13 protein-coding genes are annotated in these 18,481 nt (G+C 62.1%); 11 read left to right on the top strand and 2 right to left on the bottom strand.

Annotation, left to right across the window (positions count from 1 at the left end):
* Positions 1 to 151: 151 nt before the first annotated feature.
* The 9 genes from V8P77_RS08970 (at position 152) to V8P77_RS08930 (ending at position 13,292) form a co-directional block, all read left to right on the top strand.
* A complete protein-coding gene (locus V8P77_RS08970; RefSeq protein WP_335911874.1) occupies positions 152 to 2,041 on the top strand; it encodes an ABC transporter ATP-binding protein in 1,890 nt (629 codons plus the stop codon).
* Positions 2,041 to 3,948 carry an ABC transporter substrate-binding protein gene (locus tag V8P77_RS08965; RefSeq protein ID WP_335911872.1) on the top strand — a complete coding sequence of 636 codons (1,908 nt, stop codon included), beginning with the start codon at positions 2,041 to 2,043 and terminating at the stop codon, positions 3,946 to 3,948. Before V8P77_RS08970 ends, V8P77_RS08965 begins: the two co-directional genes overlap by 1 nt.
* Before the next feature lie 3 nt (positions 3,949 to 3,951).
* The gene (locus V8P77_RS08960) at positions 3,952 to 4,950 is read left to right on the top strand and encodes an ABC transporter permease (protein ID WP_017957812.1); all 999 of its coding nucleotides are present in this window, start codon (positions 3,952 to 3,954) and stop codon (positions 4,948 to 4,950) included.
* The gene (locus V8P77_RS08955) at positions 4,950 to 6,122 is read left to right on the top strand and encodes an ABC transporter permease (protein WP_165504092.1); all 1,173 of its coding nucleotides are present in this window, start codon (positions 4,950 to 4,952) and stop codon (positions 6,120 to 6,122) included. Before V8P77_RS08960 ends, V8P77_RS08955 begins: the two co-directional genes overlap by 1 nt.
* A gap of 96 nt (positions 6,123 to 6,218) precedes the next feature.
* Complete coding sequence (locus V8P77_RS08950; RefSeq protein ID WP_017957810.1) at positions 6,219 to 7,427, top strand: glycosyltransferase family protein; 1,209 nt, start codon at positions 6,219 to 6,221, stop codon at positions 7,425 to 7,427.
* A 9-nt stretch (positions 7,428 to 7,436) separates the two neighbouring features.
* Positions 7,437 to 8,684, top strand: a complete 1,248-nt coding sequence (locus V8P77_RS08945) for a glycosyltransferase (RefSeq protein ID WP_335911869.1) — start codon at positions 7,437 to 7,439, stop codon at positions 8,682 to 8,684.
* Positions 8,681 to 9,826 (top strand): glycosyltransferase family protein, encoded by a 1,146-nt coding sequence (locus tag V8P77_RS08940; protein WP_335911866.1) that lies wholly within the window; start codon positions 8,681 to 8,683, stop codon positions 9,824 to 9,826. The genes V8P77_RS08945 and V8P77_RS08940 overlap by 4 nt, the downstream gene beginning before the upstream one ends.
* A 182-nt stretch (positions 9,827 to 10,008) precedes the next feature.
* Entirely contained in the window at positions 10,009 to 12,723 is a 2,715-nt protein-coding gene (locus tag V8P77_RS08935) for an ABC transporter transmembrane domain-containing protein (RefSeq protein ID WP_335911865.1), read from the top strand.
* Positions 12,724 to 12,824: 101 nt separating this feature from the next.
* Positions 12,825 to 13,292, top strand: a complete 468-nt coding sequence (locus V8P77_RS08930) for a cyclic nucleotide-binding domain-containing protein (RefSeq protein ID WP_027687699.1) — start codon at positions 12,825 to 12,827, stop codon at positions 13,290 to 13,292.
* A gap of 35 nt (positions 13,293 to 13,327) precedes the next feature.
* Here V8P77_RS08930 and V8P77_RS08925 read toward each other — a convergent pair whose 3' ends face one another.
* On the bottom strand, positions 13,328 to 13,543 hold the full coding sequence (locus V8P77_RS08925; RefSeq protein WP_335911863.1) for a hypothetical protein: 216 nt from the start codon (positions 13,541 to 13,543) through the stop codon (positions 13,328 to 13,330).
* 17 nt (positions 13,544 to 13,560) lie between these two features.
* Positions 13,561 to 14,892, bottom strand: coding sequence for an MFS transporter (locus V8P77_RS08920; protein ID WP_168327444.1), 1,332 nt, complete (start codon positions 14,890 to 14,892; stop codon positions 13,561 to 13,563).
* Between the two features lie 380 nt (positions 14,893 to 15,272).
* Here V8P77_RS08920 and cyoA point away from each other — a divergent pair, with 380 nt between their 5' ends.
* Positions 15,273 to 16,433 (top strand): ubiquinol oxidase subunit II, encoded by a 1,161-nt coding sequence (gene cyoA, locus V8P77_RS08915; RefSeq protein ID WP_335911861.1) that lies wholly within the window; start codon positions 15,273 to 15,275, stop codon positions 16,431 to 16,433.
* A gap of 42 nt (positions 16,434 to 16,475) precedes the next feature.
* Complete coding sequence (cyoB, locus tag V8P77_RS08910; protein ID WP_335911860.1) at positions 16,476 to 18,479, top strand: cytochrome o ubiquinol oxidase subunit I; 2,004 nt, start codon at positions 16,476 to 16,478, stop codon at positions 18,477 to 18,479.
* Positions 18,480 to 18,481 lie beyond the last annotated feature (2 nt).

Below are 18,481 nucleotides of genomic sequence, written 5' to 3'. Positions count from 1 at the left end.
GCTTAGAACCCTGTCATAATCTGCGCGTCTCGCCCGGGGAACTTCGGCGGGACGTGGGGGTTTTTCTATGATTGTCATCAACTGGACACCCCGTTTGCGGTACGCTAGTGTGCCTTAACGGGAACATAGAAGACTGGGGAATTTCATTGGTATGGCGTCTGCAGCGGATCTGTTGCGTATTGAAAATCTCGACGTCTCCTTCTCGGTTTTCGGTGACCGGCTACGCGTCGTAAAACAAGCCAATCTTCGCATTCTTCCGGGCAAGGTCACCGCTCTCGTCGGTGAATCCGGCTCGGGGAAATCGGTGATCAGCCAGTCGATCATGGGCATCCTACCCAATCCGGCCAAGGCCTCGGGCAGCATCCTGTTCACCGATCCGCTCGACGGCAGCACGACCGATATCCTGTCCTTTCCGCGCGACAGCGAGGAGATGCGCGACCTGCGCGGCCGGCGCATGGCGACGATCTTCCAGGAGCCGATGACCTCGCTCTCGCCGCTGCATACGGTCGGCAATCAGATCAGCGAAGTGCTGCTGATCCATACCGAAGCCGACAAGCAGGAAGCCCGTGAAAAGACCGAGGAGATGCTTGGCCTGGTCGGCTTCTCCAATCCACATCGCACCTATGACATGTATCCGTTCGAACTGTCCGGCGGCATGCGCCAGCGCGCGATGATCGCCATGGCGCTGATCTGCAAGCCGGCGCTGTTGATCGCCGACGAGCCGACGACGGCGCTCGACGTGACGATTCAGGCGCAGATCCTGGAACTGCTCCGCGAGCTGCAGGCGAAGCTCGGCATGGCGATGCTGCTCATCACCCATGATCTCGGCATCGTCGCCAACATGGCCGACGAGGTGGTCGTCATCTATCACGGCGAGATCATGGAGGCCGGGCCGGTCGAGGCGATCTTCCGCGATCCGCAGCATCCCTATCTCAAGGGCCTGATGGCCGCCGTTCCGCATTTCGACATGAAACCCGGCGAGCGGCTGAAAGCGCTGCGCGATGTGACGGTCAATCTCGAGTCCCTGGTCGGCAAGAAGAAGCCGCTCCAGGCAGAGGCGCCAGGCATCCTGCTGTCCGTCGCCAATCTCTCGAAGACCTACAAGACGCGCAAGCGCAGTTTCTTCGGCAAGCATGAAGCCACCGTCCTGCGCGCAGTCGACGACGTCAGCTTCGACATCCGCCGCGGCGAATGTCTCGGCCTGGTCGGAGAGTCCGGCTGCGGCAAGACGACGCTCAGCAAGATCCTGATGCGCGCCATCACGCCGGACAGCGGCGCGGTGGTGTTCAACGACGGCAAGGAGGTCGTCGACGTCCTGTCCGTCAAAGGCGCCGAACTGCAGGACATGCGGACCAAGATCCAGATGGTGTTCCAGGACCCGGTCTCTTCGCTCTCGCCGCGCATGACGGTGCGCAACATACTGAGTGAACCGCTCGAGATCCATGACCGCGGCGACAGCGATGAGCGCAAGCGCAAGGTCGAAGGGCTGATGGCGGCAATCGGTCTCGACAAGCGTTATCTCAGCCGTTACCCGCACAGTTTTTCAGGCGGCCAGCGTCAGCGCATCGGCATCGCGCGCGCACTCGCGCTCGGCCCGAAGCTCGTCATCCTCGACGAGCCGGTTTCGGCGCTTGACGTCTCCGTGCAGGCACAGATCCTCAACCTGTTGAAGGATCTGCAGAAAGAGCTGGGGCTTACCTATCTATTCATTTCGCACAATCTCGCCGTCGTCGATTACATGGCCGACCGCATCGCGGTGATGTGCAAGGGCCGCATCGTCGAGATTGCGCCGCGCGAGATCATCCTGCGCGATCCGGTGCACCCCTATACGAAATCGCTGCTCGCCGCCGTCCCCTTTCCCGATCTCGACCGGCCGCTCGATTTCAAGGCGCTCAGGGAAAACGGCGCCGCCGACAAGCAGAACTGGGGCGCGACCTTCACCGCCGAGCATGACGACGCTTCCGAGCTTGCCTATGCCGACCTCGGCGACGGCCATCTGGTGCGCGCCCGCAAAGGCGCCGATGCCAAGGAGTTGCGCTGATGGTGACGCGTCGCATTTTTCTGGGCGGCCTCGTCGGCGCGGCGATCGCGCCCGCGATGCTTCGTGCCGAACAGGCCGGCGAACCGGAATTCCTCAAGGAGCGGTTGGCATCAGGCAGCCTGCCGCCGATGGCCGAGCGCATTCCCGCTCGCCCACGCATCGTCAACCTGAAGGAGATGGGGCTGCAGCCCGGCACCTATGGCGGCACGGTGCGCACCATCATCGGCGGCCAGCGCGACATCCGGTTCATGACGATTTACGGCTATGCCCGCCTGGTCGGCTATGACAAGCACCTGCAGTTCCAGCCGGATATTCTGGCCGATTTCCACGCCGAGGACGAGAGGGTCTTCACTTTCACGCTACGCGAAGGTCATAAATGGTCAGACGGCCAGCCGTTCACGGCCGACGATTTCCGCTATTGGTGGGAAGACGTCATCCTGAACGAGAAGCTGACGCCGGGCGGCGGCGCGCTGGAGCTTCGTCCGCATGGCAGCCTGCCGCGCTTCGAGATGCTCGATCCGCTGACGGTGCGCTACACCTGGGAAAAGCCCAACCCGATGTTCCTGCCGACCCTGGCGGGGCCCTTGCCCCTCGTCATCGTCGGGCCGGCGCATTACCTGAAGCAGTTCCACAAGAAATTTCAGTCCGACGAAGCGAAGATGGAACAGATGATGAAGGCCAGCCGCGTCAAGAAGTGGCAGGACCTGCACATCAAGATGGCGCGCTCGTACCGTCCTGAGAATCCGAACCTGCCGACGCTCGATCCCTGGCGCAACACGACGCCACTGCCGGCCGAGCAATTCGTCTTCGAGCGCAACCCGTTCTTCCACCGCGTCGACGAGACCGGCAGGCAGCTTCCCTATCTCGACCGTTTTGTCCTCAACGTCTCCTCCTCGTCGATCATCGCCGCCAAGGCCGGGGCCGGCGAAGCCGACCTGCAGGCGACCGGCATCGATTTCAACGACTACACTTTCCTGAAGGAGGCCGAGAAGCGCTTCCCGGTGAAGGTCAATCTCTGGAAGCTGGCGCGCGGCTCGCGCATCACGCTGCTGCCGAACCTCAACTGTGCAGACGAGGTGTGGCGCGGCCTGTTCCGCGACGTGCGCCTGCGCCGGGCGCTGTCGTTGGCGATAAACCGGCACGAGATCAACATGGTCGCTTTTTACGGTCTGGGAACGCCGAGCGCCGATACCGTCCTGCCCGATAGCCCGCTCTTCAAGCAGGAATATGCCGATGCCTTCGTGAAGTTCGATCCCGACGAGGCCAACCGCCTGCTCGACGAACTCAGCTTGACCAAACGCGGCGACGACGGCATTCGGCTGCTGCCGGACGGGCGTCGCGCCGAGATCACCGTCGAGACCGCCGGCGAGAGCAATCTGGACACCGACGTGCTGGAACTGGTGCGAGATCACTGGGCCAATATCGGCCTGGCGCTCTATACCCGGACCTCGCAGCGCGATGTCTTCCGCAATCGCGCTATGAGCGGTTCGATCATGATGTCGATCTGGTACGGCCTCGACAATGGCGTGCCGACGGCCGACATGTCGCCGGCCGGCCTTGCGCCCACACTCGACGATCAGTTGCAATGGCCGCTCTGGGGCATGCATTACCTCTCCGCCGGCCAGGAGGGGGTCGCACCCGACTTGCCGGAGGCAGCCGAGCTGGTCAACCTGCTCAGCCAATGGGGCTCGACGGCGAAGTTCGAGGAACGCCAGGTGATCTGGCACAGGATGCTGTCGATCTATACGCAGCAGGTCTTCTCGATCGGCCTCATCAACAGCACGCCGCAGCCGATCCTTCGCGCCGCCAAGCTGCAGAACCTGCCGGACAGAGCGCTCTACGGCTTCGACCCCACCTCCTATCTCGGCGTCTACATGCCGGATGCATTCTGGTACAAGGAGGCCTGAGGCGTGCTCAGATACATTCTCTGGCGCATCGCCGCCATGGTGCCGACGCTCTTTGTCATTTCGGCGTTGGTCTTCACCATCATCGAGCTGCCGCCGGGCGACTTCTTCGAGAGCCAGATCGCCGAGCTGCGGGCCTCCGGCGAGACCGCCAATCTCCAGGAAATCGAAGAGATGCGCCAGCAATACGGCTTCGACAAGCCGGAAATCGTGCGCTATTTCTATTGGGTCGGCGGCATGCTGCACGGCGATTTCGGCTATTCCTTCGAATACCAGCTCCCGGTCTCGGACGTGGTCGGCGAACGGCTGTGGCTGACGATGCTCGTCTCCTTCACGACGATCCTGCTCACCTGGCTGATCGCCTTTCCCATCGGCATTTATTCGGCGACGCACCAGTACAGCTGGAGTGATTACGGGCTGACCTTCCTCGGCCTGCTCGGCATCGCCATTCCGAACTTCATGCTGGCGCTGATCCTGATGTATTTCGCCAATGTCTGGTTCGGTCTGTCGATCGGCCATCTGATGGACCAGCAATATCTGAACGCGCCGATGAGCTGGGAAAAGGCGAAATCGATCCTCGGCCATCTTTGGATCCCCGTCATCATCGTCGGCACTGCCGGGACGGCCGGCATGATCCGGCGGCTGCGCGCCAATCTTCTCGACGAGATGCAGAAGCAATATGTGACGACCGCCCGGGCCAAGGGCCTGCATCCGATGCGGGCCTTGGTCAAATATCCGCTGCGCATGGCGCTCAATTTCTTCGTCGCCGATATCGGCTCGATCCTGCCGTCGATCATTTCGGGCGCCGAAATCGTGGCGATCGTCCTGTCGCTCGAAACGACCGGGCCGATGCTGATCAAGGCGCTGCAGAGCCAGGACATGTATCTCGCCGGCTCCTTCCTGATGTTCCTGGCCTTCCTCAACGTCATCGGCGTATTGATCTCCGACATTGCCCTCGGCTTCCTCGATCCCCGCATCCGTCTGCAAGGCAGGAGCACCAAATAATGTCGCCCCTTCCCGCACCCGGCGCGCCGCTGCCGCACTACGTCTCGACCGCTCCCTTCGATCCCCAGGCGACCGAAAACTTGACGGCGGCCCAATCGCGCATCCATCTCGCCTCGCAGAAGCAGCTGATGTGGTGGAAGTTCAAGCAGCACAGGCTCGCCTTGATCTCCGGCATCTTTCTCGCCGTCGTCTACCTGATGATCCTGATCGTCGAGTTCCTGGCGCCTTATGGCCTGCACACGCGCAATGTCGATTTCATCCACGCGCCGCCGCAGCGCGTCCACTTCTTCGACAAGGGCAGCTTCGTCGGTCCCTTCGTCTACGGCCGCAGCATGGCGCTCGATCTCGACACGCTGCACCGCGTCTATACCGACAGGCCGAACGACGTGCAGCCGATCCGTTTCTTCTGCCGCGGCGATGCCTACAAATTCTGGGGCCTCGTCGCTTCGAACTATCATCTCGTCTGCCCGGCGATCGGCGGCCAGATGTTCCTGCTCGGTACCGACCGGCTCGGCCGTGACGTCCTCTCACGCATCCTTTACGGCGCGCGGATATCGCTGACGATCGGTCTGATCGGCATTTCGATCAGCTTCGTGCTCGGCATCGTCATCGGTGGCCTCGCCGGCTATCGCGGCGGCATTTTCGATCTCATCGTCCAGCGCCTGATCGAAGTGCTGCAATCGCTGCCGAGTCTGCCGCTGTGGATGGCGCTGGCCGCCATCATGCCGGTGACGTGGAGCCCGATCGTCATCTATTTCGGCATCACCGTCATCCTCGGCATCATCGACTGGACGGGGCTGGCGCGTGCCGTGCGCTCCAAGCTCCTGGCGCTACGCGAGGAGGATTATGTCCAGGCCGCACAGCTGATGGGTGCCAGCACGCCGCGCATCATCGGCCGGCACCTGGTGCCGGGCTTCATGTCGCATCTCATCGCCTCGGCGACGATTTCGATCCCCGGCATGATCCTTGGAGAGACCGCGCTCTCCTTCCTCGGCCTCGGCCTTCGTCCGCCGATCACCAGCTGGGGCATTCTGCTGACCGAGGCAAAAAGCGTCAGCGTCATCGCCTTCTATCCATGGCTGCTCTATCCGATCATTCCTGTTGTTCTCGTCATTTTGGCGTTCAACTTTCTGGGAGACGGCTTGCGTGATGCGGCAGATCCCTACAAATAGCAGGAAACGCGGCGGCGCATCACGGCACCGCCCCCACCTCTTGGCCTCCGGACGGTGGGGGTACTAACTATGTTGCTGAGCCCAGAAGGGATGCCCATGTCCAGACGTCTCGAAGATGCGCGCATCCTCATGTACAGCCACGATACCTTCGGTCTCGGCCATCTGCGCCGCTGCCGCGCCATCGCCCATGCGCTGGTCGAGGATTATCGCGGCCTCAATATTCTGATCATTTCGGGGGCCACGATCGCCGGCGCCTTCGACTACCGCGCCCGTGTCGACTTCGTGAAGATCCCGAGCGTCATCAAGCTCCGCAACGGCGAATATACGTCGCTCGCCAGCCATATCGACCTGCACGAGACGCTGAAGATGCGCGAATCGAGCATTCGCCACACGGCCGAGACCTTCCAGCCCGATATCTTCATCGTCGACAAGGAACCGATGGGGCTGAAGGGCGAGGTCGAGGATACGCTCGCCTATCTCAAGGCCCGCGGCACCGTTCTGGTGCTCGGCCTGCGCGAGATCATGGACGCGCCGCATCTGCTCGAGGCCGAGTGGAAGAAGAACAGCATCATGCAGAAGATCGACCAATATTACGACAGCGTCTGGGTTTATGGTCCGCCGGATTTCTACGATCCGCTGATCGGCCTCGACGTGCCGGCCAGCCTGCGCCGGAAGATGGATTTCGTCGGCTTCCTGCAGCGCAGCGTCTCCAGGGGCAAGACCTCGATCAACGCCCGCAAGGACAATTACATCCTCGTCACCACAGGCGGCGGCGGTGACGGCTCCGATCTCGTCCACGACGTCATGAATGCCTACGAGGCCGATCCGACGCTGACGCAGAAGGCGCTCGTGGTGCTCGGGCCCTATATGCCGGCCGCCGAGCGCTCCAAGCTGGTGCAGAAGGGGGAAGCCATTCCCTATATCGAGGTGATCGAGTTCGACAATCACATGGAAGAGCTGATCGACAGCGCCACCGGCGTCGTCGCCATGGGTGGCTACAACACCTATTGCGAGATCCTCTCCTTCGACAAACCGGCCCTCATCGTGCCGCGTGTCAAGCCGCGCGAGGAGCAGCTGCTGCGCGCCCAGCGGGCGAGCGAGCTCGGCCTCGTCGACATGCTGCTGCCGGACCAGTCGGTCGACCCCACAATCATGGCCGAGGCGCTGAAGCGCCTTCCTTCCCGCCAGCCACCGTCGAAGAGCGGCGGCAATATGCGTCTCGAAGGACTGGACCATATCTCGCAGACCGTCGGCCGGTGGATCGACGGCCGCGGCAGCCACCTTTCCCTCGTCGGCGCGGAATAGGGCACAGCCTTGCCGCCACGCCGCAAGATCCTCGTCGTGCTGAAAGGCTATCCCCGCCTCTCGGAAACCTTCATCGCCCAGGAGTTGCTCGGCCTCGAAAAGGCCGGCTTCGACCTGACGCTGATTTCGATGCGCCGGCCGACCGACAAGAAGCGCCATCCCGTGCATGACGAGATCCGGGCGCGCGTCGTCTATCTGCCGGAATATCTGCACGAGGAGCCGATCCGCGTGCTGAAGGGCCTCATCGCCGGTTTCTCCAAACCCGGCTTCAAGGCGCTGATGAAGCGCTTCCTCGCCGATCTCAAGCGCGACATCTCCCGCAATCGCTTCCGCCGTCTCGGCCAGGCACTGGTGCTGGGGCGCGAATGGCCGGACGAGGGCGAATGGCTGCATGCCCATTTCATCCACACACCGGCCTCGGTGACGGAATATGCGAGCATCCTCACGGGCACGCCTTGGACCTGTTCGGCGCATGCCAAGGACATATGGACGTCGCCAGACTGGGAGCTGAACGAAAAGCTCGGCAGCGCCCGCTGGACCGTCACCTGCACCAGAACGGGCTACGACCATATGCGGACGCTGACATCACGCAGGGAGGCCGTGCACCTGAGTTACCACGGTCTCGATCTCGCCCGTTTCGGCCACTTTGCCGGCGAGCGTTCGAACCGGACCGGCAGCGACCCCGACGATCCGGCCTTCATCCTCAGCGTCGGCCGCGCCGTCGAGAAGAAGGGCTACGACGTGCTGCTGCGCGCGCTGGCGCTGTTGCCCGCCGACCTTCACTGGCGCATGGACCATATCGGCGGCGGCGAAGAGCTTGCGAAACTGAAGGCGCTGGCGACCGAACTCGGCATCTCCAGCCGCATCGTCTGGAAGGGCGCGATGGCGCAGGAAGACGTGCTCGATCATTACCGCCGCGCCGACCTCTTCGCGCTTGCCTGCCGCATCGCCGCCAACGGCGACCGCGACGGCTTGCCGAACGTCCTGGTCGAAGCCTCCAGCCAGCGGCTCGTCTGTGTCTCGACCGACGTATCCGGCGTGCCGGAGCTCCTGAAGAACGGTGAAAACGGCCTCGTCGTGCCGCCGGAGGACCCGGCACTGCTGGCCGGAGCGCTGGAAACAGCGATCCGCGACCCGGCGCTGCGCAAGCGCCTCGGCGATGCCGCCGAAAGCCAGGTGCGCGAATATTTCGACTATCACTCCAGCATCAGACAGCTCACCGGCCTGTTCGAGGCCGAATGGCAGAAGGCGTCATGACGGCACCGCGTATTTTCTTCTATGTCCAGCATCTGCTCGGCATCGGCCACATAGCCCGCGCCAGCCGCATCGCCAATGCCTTGATGATGGACGGTTTTGACGTGACTGTCGTGACCGGCGGCCTGCCGGTGCCGGGCTTTCCCGGCGAAGGCGTGAAGACCGTGGCCTTGCCTGCGGTCGTCGCCAGCAATGCCGGTTTCTCCGGCCTCGCCGATGCCGAGGGCCGGCCAGCCGGCGAGGATTTCCTCCATGCCCGCCGCCAGCTGCTGCTCGACGCTTTCCATGCGGCAAAGCCCAATGTCGTCATCATCGAGGCCTTCCCCTTCGGCCGGCGCCAGATGCGCTTCGAACTGCTACCGCTGCTTGAGGCGATCGAAAAGGCCGAACCGCGGCCGAAGCTGTTAAGCTCGGTGCGCGACATCCTGCAGGAAAACCGCAAGGCCGGCCGCGACGCCGAGACCGTCACGCTGGTCAAGGACCATTTCGATGCCGTGCTCGTGCACGGCGATCCCGGTTTCGTCAGGCTCGAGGACACCTTCCCGCTGACACCCGAGATCGCCGACAGGCTGCGCTATACCGGCCTCGTCGCAGCCCCGCCAGCGCCGGAACCGACCGAGACATTCGACATCATCGCATCGGCGGGTGGCGGTGCGGTCGGCGCCGCGCTGATCGGCGCGGCAAAAGAGGCGGCAGCGCTGCTGCCGGACAATCTTCGCTGGCTGCTGGTCGCCGGCCCGAACCTGCCGGAGGCCGATTTCGCCGCGCTGGCTGAGGACGCGGCAGCGAATGTGACGCTGGTGCGCTTCCGCAAGGATTTTCCCTCGCTGCTGCGCGGTGCGAAAGTCTCGATCTCGCAGGCAGGCTACAACACCGTCGGCGACCTGCTGCGCACCGATTGCAGGGCGATCCTCATCCCCTTCGTCGCCGGCGGCGAGACCGAGCAGACGGTGCGCGCCGAACGGCTGCAGGCGCTCGGCCTCGCCGATATCCTGCCGGAAAACGGACTGACGGCGGGCCATGTGAAAGAGGCGGTCGAAAAGGCGCTCGCCGCAAAGCCACGGGGGCCGGTCTTGCTCGACCTCGACGGGGCGGAGAAAACCGCCGGCATCATTCGCTCCATGATTGCCGAATCCCTCGCCTAATCCAAAATTCCTGTGATATAAGCAATGTTCCGGCGAGAATCGGCATTTTTGCAGCCGGTCGCTTCGCCTTGTTTTCATTGCGATATCGGCGGTCCGGCTGCATGATCCTGTTCTCAAAATTCCTTCCCGTCCCGGCGCCCGGATCGCGCCCCCGGAATTTCCCAGCAAGCTGACGGTTAGCCATGGAAAAAAGCCTCGCCCGCTACATCTGGAAGAACACGCGGCTGCAGCAGCTGTGGATTCTGGCTGTCGTCGCCGCATCGATGGTGCCCTACTTCCTGTCCTTCGACCTGCCGAAGCAGATCGTCAACGGACCAATCCAGGGTGACGGTTTCGAAGGTCCGGGCGCGACGCAGACCTTCATGCACATTGCCTACGACCTGCCGCTGATCGGCCATGTCGAATTCTTTCAAGGGTTGCAGCTCAACCGCTTCCAGATGCTGATGGCGCTCAGCCTGGTTTTTCTGGCGCTGGTGGTGCTGAACGGCCTCTTCAAGTTTTACATTAACACCTATAAGGGCCGGCTCGGTGAGCGCATGCTGCGCCGTATCCGCTTCGAACTGATCGACCGGGTGCTGCGTTTTCCGCCCATTCACTTTAAGCGGGTGAAATCGGCCGAAATCGCCACCATGATCAAGGACGAGGTGGAGCCGATGGGCGGCTTCACCGGCGACGCCTTCGTCTCCCCTGCCCTTCTCGGCGGCCAGGCGATCACGGCCCTCGCTTTCATCATCGTGCAGAATTTCTGGCTCGGCATGATCGCCGCCGGCATCGTCGGCGTCCAGGCGGTCGTCATTCCCCGCATGCGCAAGCGTCTGCTGGAACTCGGCCGCCAGCGGCAGCTGACGGCGCGCGAACTCTCAGGCCGCGTCGGCGAAATCGTCGAGGGCATCGGCACGATCCACGGCAACGACACGTCGAACCTCGAACGCGCCGACATCGCCTCGCGGCTCGGCCGCATCTTCTCGATCCGCTACGACCTTTACCAGTGGAAATTCCTGGTGAAGTTCATCAACAACTTCCTCGCCCAGGTAACGCCTTTCCTGTTTTACGCGATCGGCGGCTACCTGGCGCTGCAGGGCCGGCTCGACATCGGCCAGCTCGTCGCCGTCATATCAGCCTATAAGGACCTGCCCGGCCCGCTGAAGGAACTGATCGACTGGGACCAGATGCGCCAGGACGTGCAGGTGAAGTACCAGCAGGTCTATGAACAATTCAATGTCGAGCCGCTGATCGACAGCCGCATCCAGGAACTCGCAACCGCCCCGGTCGGCGCGCTGACGGGCGCATTTGTCGTCACCAACCTGTCGCTCTCCGACGACAGTGGCGCCCGCCTCGTCGACCACGTCTCGGTCGAGATCAAGCCGAACGAGACGGTGGCGATCGTCGGGCCGAACGGCAGCGGCGCAGAAGCCTTCGCCGAAGCGCTCGGCCGCATGGTCTGGCCGGACTCCGGCCGCATCACCATCGACGGCCGCGATCTCCTCGACATGCCGGAATCGATTACTGGCCGGCGGATTTCCTATGCCTCGTCCGACACCTTCTTCTTCCACGGCACACTCGCCAGCAATCTGCTCTACGGCCTGAAACATGCGCCGATGACCGATCCCGTTTACGACGAGCGGGAAGCGCTGGAGTATAAATGGCATTCCGCCGAGGCTGAGAAGGCCGGCAATCCGACGCTCGACCTCAACAGCGACTGGGTGGACTACAAGGCCGCCGGCGCCAGCGGGCCCGAGGACATTCTGAAAGCGATCCGCCCGGTGCTCGACGCCGTCCTGATCTCGCAGGACATCCTCGATCTGGCGCTGCGCTCGACCGTCAATACCGATGTTCATGTGGCGCTCGGCGACCACGTCGTAGCGCTACGCGCCTCGCTCAGGGACCGGCTGCGCGACGAGGGGCTCGACTCGATCGTCGTGCCTTTCGATTTCGACGCCTATAACGCCCAGGCGACGGTCGGCGAGAACCTGCTCTTCGGCACGATGAAGCGGCCTTTGATGACCAACCGCAGGCTTGCCGCGCATCCCTATTTCCAGCAGCTCTTCCGAGAGACCGGCCTCAGCACCGATCTCTACGCCATGGGCCTCGAGATCGCCGAGAACGCGGTGGAACTCTTCCACGACCTGCCGCCGGACCATCCATTCTTCCAGCAGCTGACCTTCATGACGGCGGACGACATTCCGACCTACCAGGCGCTGCTGCAGAAGCTGCAAAGCCGCCGCTTCGAAGATGCCACGCCGGAAGAACGTTCGGCCATCATCCGGCTGAGTTTTGCCTATATCGAGCCGCGCCACCGCTTCGGCTTGCTGTCGAACGAGCTGATGGACAAGATCGTCAGCGCCCGCAAGCAGTTCCACGAGCACATTCCGGCCGATCTCGCCGAGCTGATCGAGCGCTACGACGCCGAGCGTTTCACCCCATCGGCAAGCCTGATGGACAATGTGCTCTTCGGCCGTATCGCCTATCAGCAGGCCGACGCCTCCGACCGCATCCGCGGCATCATGGGCGAACTCTTCGATGCGCTCGACCTTTATGACGACGTGCTGTCGATCGGCCTCGAATTCGACGTCGGCTCCGGCGGCAAGCGGCTGACCATGGTGCAGCGGCAGAAGCTGAACCTTGCCCGCGCGCTGTTGAAGCGCTCGGACTATTTCATCTTCAACCGGCCGCTGTCGGCGCTCGACCAACGCGTTCAGGATCAGATCACCCGCAACATCATCGAAGGCCTGCACGAAGAAGGGCACCGGCCGGCGATCATCTGGGTGCTCTCCAATGCCCGGCTGGCGGAGATGTTCGACCGTATCCTGCTCTTCGACCGAGGCGGATTGGCGGAAGCCGGAAACTATCCGGAACTTTCCGAGAAAAACGGGATGTTCAAGGAACTGTTATCGTAATATTCTATAGGGGCGGCGATGGTGGGTGTTCCCGATGGGGACGCCTCGGAGTTTGAAGATGCCTGGTCCTGCGGACCCTGCGTCAGGGGATTGAAACGCTCATGCTGTTGAGAGACGAAGTCGAAATGCTGCGAAGGGTGCCGATCTTTTCAAGGATCGCGCCAGCAAAGCTCAAGCTTTTGGCCTTTACCTCCGATCGCATGACCTACAAGGCCGGGCAGAACCTCTTTCATCAGGGCGATGTCGGTGATGCCGCCTATGTCATCCTCTCGGGCACCGCAGATATCGTCGTCTCCTCGCCGGCCGGCGAGATCAAGGTCGCCGACGTCGAACCCAATTCCATCGTCGGCGAAATCGCCATCCTCTGCGATGTCTCGCGCACGGCAACGGTGCGCGCCACCTCGCCGCTCGAGGTGCTGCGCATCAGCAAGGAACACTTCCTGAAGCTGCTCAGCGATTTCCCCGAGATGGCGGTGGAAATCATGCGCGTGCTGGCCGACCGCCTGAACCATACCACCGCGGAACTGACCGCGGCTCGGGCGGCGAAACAGCCGCAGATGGCACAGTAGGATTCAGCTATAGGATTTGGGTGGCTAAACGATCCTCACTTGCCCTCATTCTTGAGCAAGGCAAGCAACTCGGCACGCTCGCGCGCCATCTCTCCCTTAATGACTTCATCCGGGATCGAGACAGCGTTCGGATTATCGGCTTCCCGGATTGCTTCCTCGACCCGTTCGAGAAACCATCCCTCGTATGCCGCCGCCTCGTGAGTTCCCCGCAAAGCCTCGGCACGATCCGGTCCCACTTCTCTCCCAGGCATGGCTTCCTCGCAAAGTCCTATTCGCGCTGCTCCAGCGCTCTGCTGAAGGCGAGTGCTGCAAGCGTGCAGATGGCGCCGGAAAGCAGGTAGTAACCGACGAAGGTCAGGCCGAAGCGGCTGGAAAGGCTGAGCGCCACCAGCGGCGCAAAACCCGCGCCGATCAACCAGGCCAGATCCGAGGTGAAGGCGGCACCCGTATAGCGGTAGCCGCGGCCGAAGCGGGATGAAATCGAGCCGGTCGCCTGGCCGAAGGAAAGACCGAGCACGCCGAAGCCGATGATAACGAAAGCGTCATGGCCGCTGTTGCCGGATGCGATCAGGCTCGGCCCGATAAAGCTGAAGACGGCGATGATGACGGCGCAGATGGCAAGCTGGGCGCGCCGGCCGATGCGGTCGGCAATCAGGCCCGAGGCGATGATCGTGAGGATGCCGACCGCGGCGCCGATCACCTGCACCACCATGAAGGTGCCGATCGGCTGGTTGCCGTAAAGGCTCATCCAGCCGAGCGGGAAGATGGTGACGAGGTGGAACATGGCGAAGCTTGCGAGCGGCACGAAGGCGCCGATCAGAATATCGCGGCCGTGAACGCGCAGCACGTCGAGGATGGGTGCTGCTTCTAGTTCGTGCTGCTCCAGCAGCGTACCGAACTCCTTGGTCATGACGAGCCGCAAACGCGCAAACAGCGCCACGACGTTGATCGCGAAGGCGACGAAGAAGGGATAACGCCAGCCCCAGGAGAGGAAATCCTCACTGGAAAGATTGGCGACGAAATAACCGAACAGGGTGCTGGCCAGCGCAAAACCGATCGGCGCGCCAAGCTGCGGGATCATCGCATACCAGCCGCGGTGCTTGGCCGGCGCGTTGAGGGCGAGCAGCGAGGCAAGGCCGTCCCAGGCGCCGCCGAGCGCGAAGCCTTGGCCGAGGCGGAAGAGCGCCAGCAATGCGATCGACCAGACGCCGATCTCGTTGTAACCCGGCAGGAAGGCGATTGAGGCCGTGGAGCCGCCGAGCAGGAAAAGCGCGATCGTCAGCTTGGTGCCACGGCCGTACAGCCGATCGATCGTCATGAAGACGACGGAGCCGACGGGGCGGGCCAGGAAGGCAAGCGAGAAGATGGCGAAGGAATAGAGCGTGCCCGTCAGCCTGTCCGGAGCGAAAGGGAAAATCAGCTGTGGAAAGACCAGGACCGAGGCGAGGCCGTAGACGAAGAAATCGAAGAATTCCGACATGCGGCCGATCACCACACCGATGGCGATACTACCAGGCGAAACCGGCTTGTCGTCGTGAATGCGCCGCGCGTCGCGTTCCAGCGACGACGATGACGGCCCGTATTGCGATGTTGTAGCCATGAAACGCCTCCCTCGTTGAGGCGCTTTCGGCAAGGCGCCTCAACCTGATCTTGATCAAACCTGCAGGCTTATCAAGTCCGTAAGGCGTAAATAGTTCATCATCACGGCTCAAAATGAAGCGTAGGCGGAAAAAATAGCGTGATCCGGACCGCGAATTTTTCCCAGGGCCGCTGGCTTGGCAGGCTCTTGCGGATATATTGGAACAAAACATGCGCCGGCGGAAGAATCCTTCTTGATTTCATCAGGATTCCAAAGCTGTAGTGCACCATGATTTGTGCCGCAGTGCGGCATCCTTGCTGCACTGCGACCAAACACCTCATGTCGCTATCAGGTTCAGTGCGTTAGTCGCGGAACGAACGAAACAACAAGAGCTTAGAGACGTGCTAAAACTCGTGAAGTTTTCCCGCCTTCTATCCGTCTTGCCGCTGCTTTTCCTGGCAGGATGCAACATGGTGGTCATGGCGCCCTCCGGCGACATCGCCGCGCAACAGCGCGATCTCATCGTCATCTCGACGGTGCTGATGCTTTTGATCATCATCCCGGTGATCTTCCTGACGCTGTTCTTCGCCTGGCGCTACCGCCGCTCCAATACGGCCGCAACTTACGCGCCGGAATGGCACCATTCGACCCGCCTCGAAATCGTGATCTGGGCAGCGCCGCTTGCGATCATCATCGCGCTCGGCGCCGTAACCTGGATTTCCACCCATAAGCTCGATCCCTACCGCCCGCTCGACCGCCTCGATGCGGAGCGTGCCATTCCGGCCGATACCAAGCCGCTGATCGTCGAGGTCGTGGCGCTCGACTGGAAGTGGCTGTTCTTCTATCCCGAACTCGGCATTGCCACCGTCAACGAACTCGCTGCCCCAGTCGACATGCCGATCAATTTCAAGATCACCGCCTCCTCGGTGATGAACTCCTTCTACATCCCTGCCCTGGCCGGCCAGATTTACGCGATGCCCGGCATGGAGACGAAGCTGCACGCCGTCATCAACCGGCAAGGCGAATATGAGGGCTTCTCCGCCAATTACAGCGGAAGCGGCTTCTCGCACATGCGCTTCAAGTTCCACGGCCTCGATCAAGCGGGCTTCGACGCCTGGGTGGCGCAGGTCAAGCAGCAGGGCACGATGCTCAACCGCGACGCTTATCTGAAACTCGAGAAGCCGAGCGAGAAGGAACCGGTGCGTTATTATGCTGGAGCCGATGCCGACCTTTACAACGCCATCCTCAACATGTGCGCCGCTCCGGGCAAGATGTGCATGAACGAGATGATGCACATCGACATGATGGGCGGCGGCGGCAAGGAAAGTGCGGAGAACCGCGAGAAGCTGCAATACGACAACCGTCATGCCGACGAAGGCATCGTGGCGCCGGCCGCCACCGTGCCGGCGACCGGGGCTCCGGCACGCAGCGAGCCTGCCGAGCGGACCGACGGCATGCAGCACGACATGCCCGGCATGGACATGCAGCATGAGGGTCATTCCAAGCCCGGCACGGACAACGGCGCCACTCCGGCGCCGGCGCAGCTCAACAACAACAATTAACCTGGCGCTTTGCGTCGCAAGACATAATGAACGGGTTGTTCCATGTTTTCCAATCCTGACCTCCTGAAGTTCGTCTTCGGCCGGTTGACCCTCGATGCCATTCCCTATCACGAGCCGATCCTGGTCGTGACCTTCATCGGCGTCGTCATCGGCGGTCTGGCTGTGCTCGGCATCATCACCTATTTCAAATTCTGGGGTCCGCTCTGGCGCGACTGGATCTGCAGCGTCGATCACAAGAAGATCGGCATCATGTATGTGATCCTCGCCGTCATCATGCTGTTGCGCGGCTTCTCCGACGCGATCATGATGCGCGTCCAGCAGGCGATCGCCTTCAACGGCTCGGAGGGCTATCTGCCGCCGCACCATTACGACCAGGTCTTCACCGCTCACGGCGTCATCATGATTTTCTTCGTGGCGATGCCCTTCGTCACCGGTCTGATGAACTTCGTGGTGCCGCTGCAGATCGGCGCGCGTGACGTCTCCTTCCCCTTCCTCAACAATTTCTCTTTCTGGATGACCACCGCCGGCGCGATCATCATCATGCTGTCGCTGTTCATTGGTGAATTCGCCCAGACCGGCTGGCTCGCCTACCCGCCGCTGTCGGGCGCAGCCTACAGTCCGGGCGTCGGCGTCGATTATTATATCTGGGGCCTGCAGGTGGCCGGTGTGGGAACGACGCTTTCGGGCATCAACCTGATCGCCACCATCGTCAAGATGCGTGCGCCGGGCATGACCTTCATGAAGATGCCGGTCTTCACCTGGACGGCGCTCTGCACCAACGTGCTGATCGTCGCCTCCTTCCCGATCCTGACGGCAACGCTCGCCCTGTTGTCGCTCGACCGCTATGCGGGCACGAACTTCTTTACCAATGACCTCGGAGGCAACCCGATGATGTACATCAACCTCATCTGGATCTGGGGTCATCCGGAAGTCTACATTCTCGTGCTGCCGGCCTTCGGCATCTTCTCGGAAGTCGTCGCCACCTTCTCCGGCAAACGCCTCTTCGGCTACGCCTCCATGGTCTACGCGACCTGCGTGATCATGATTCTCTCCTACATCGTCTGGCTGCACCACTTCTTCACGATGGGCTCGGGCGCCAGCGTCAATTCCTTCTTCGGCATCACCACGATGATCATCTCGATCCCGACCGGGGCAAAGATTTTCAACTGGCTCTTCACCATGTATCGCGGCCGCATTCGCTTTGAGGTGCCGATGCTGTGGACGGTCGGCTTCATGGTGACCTTCGTCATCGGCGGCATGACCGGCGTCATGCTTGCCGTGCCGCCGGCCGACTTCGTGCTGCATAATTCGCTGTTCCTCATCGCCCACTTCCACAACGTCATCATCGGCGGCGTTCTCTTCGGCATGTTCGCCGGCGTGAACTACTGGTTCCCGAAAGCCTTCGGCTTCAAGCTCGATGCCTTCTGGGGCAAGATGAGCTTCTGGTTCTGGCAAATCGGCTTCTGGTTCGCCTTCATGCCGCTCTACGTGCTCGGCCTGATGGGTGTCACCCGCCGTGTGAGCCAGTTCGAGGATCCGTCACTGCAGATCTGGTTCATCATCGCCGCCTTCGGCGTCGGCCTGATCGCGCTCGGCATTGCCGCCTTCCTGATCCAGATCGTCGTCAGCTTCATGAAACGCGAGGAATTGCGCGACGATAGCGGCGATCCCTGGGACGGCCGCACGCTGGAATGGTCGACCTCTTCGCCGCCGCCGGATTACAACTTCGCCTTCACGCCGGTGGTGCACGACCATGACAGCTGGTACGACATGAAGAATCGCGGTTATGCGCGTCCGCTGGAAGGCTTCCGGCCGATCCATATGCCGAAGAACACCGGCACCGGCGCGATCCTGTCGGCCATCAGCGTCGCCCTCGCCTTCGGCCTGATCTGGTATATGTGGTGGCTGGTGGTCGTCTCCTTCGCCGCCATGCTGGTGGTCGCGATCGGCCATACCTTCAACTACAGACGCGACTTCCACATCCCCGCCGAAGAGGTGACCGAAACGGAAGGCAAGCGCACCGCGTTGCTTGCCGAGCAGGTGTGATG

It is taken from the genome of Rhizobium aouanii (assembly GCF_037002925.1).
Classification (GTDB): domain Bacteria; phylum Pseudomonadota; class Alphaproteobacteria; order Rhizobiales; family Rhizobiaceae; genus Rhizobium; species Rhizobium aouanii.
This window is presented reverse-complemented; position numbering and strand designations above follow the sequence as displayed.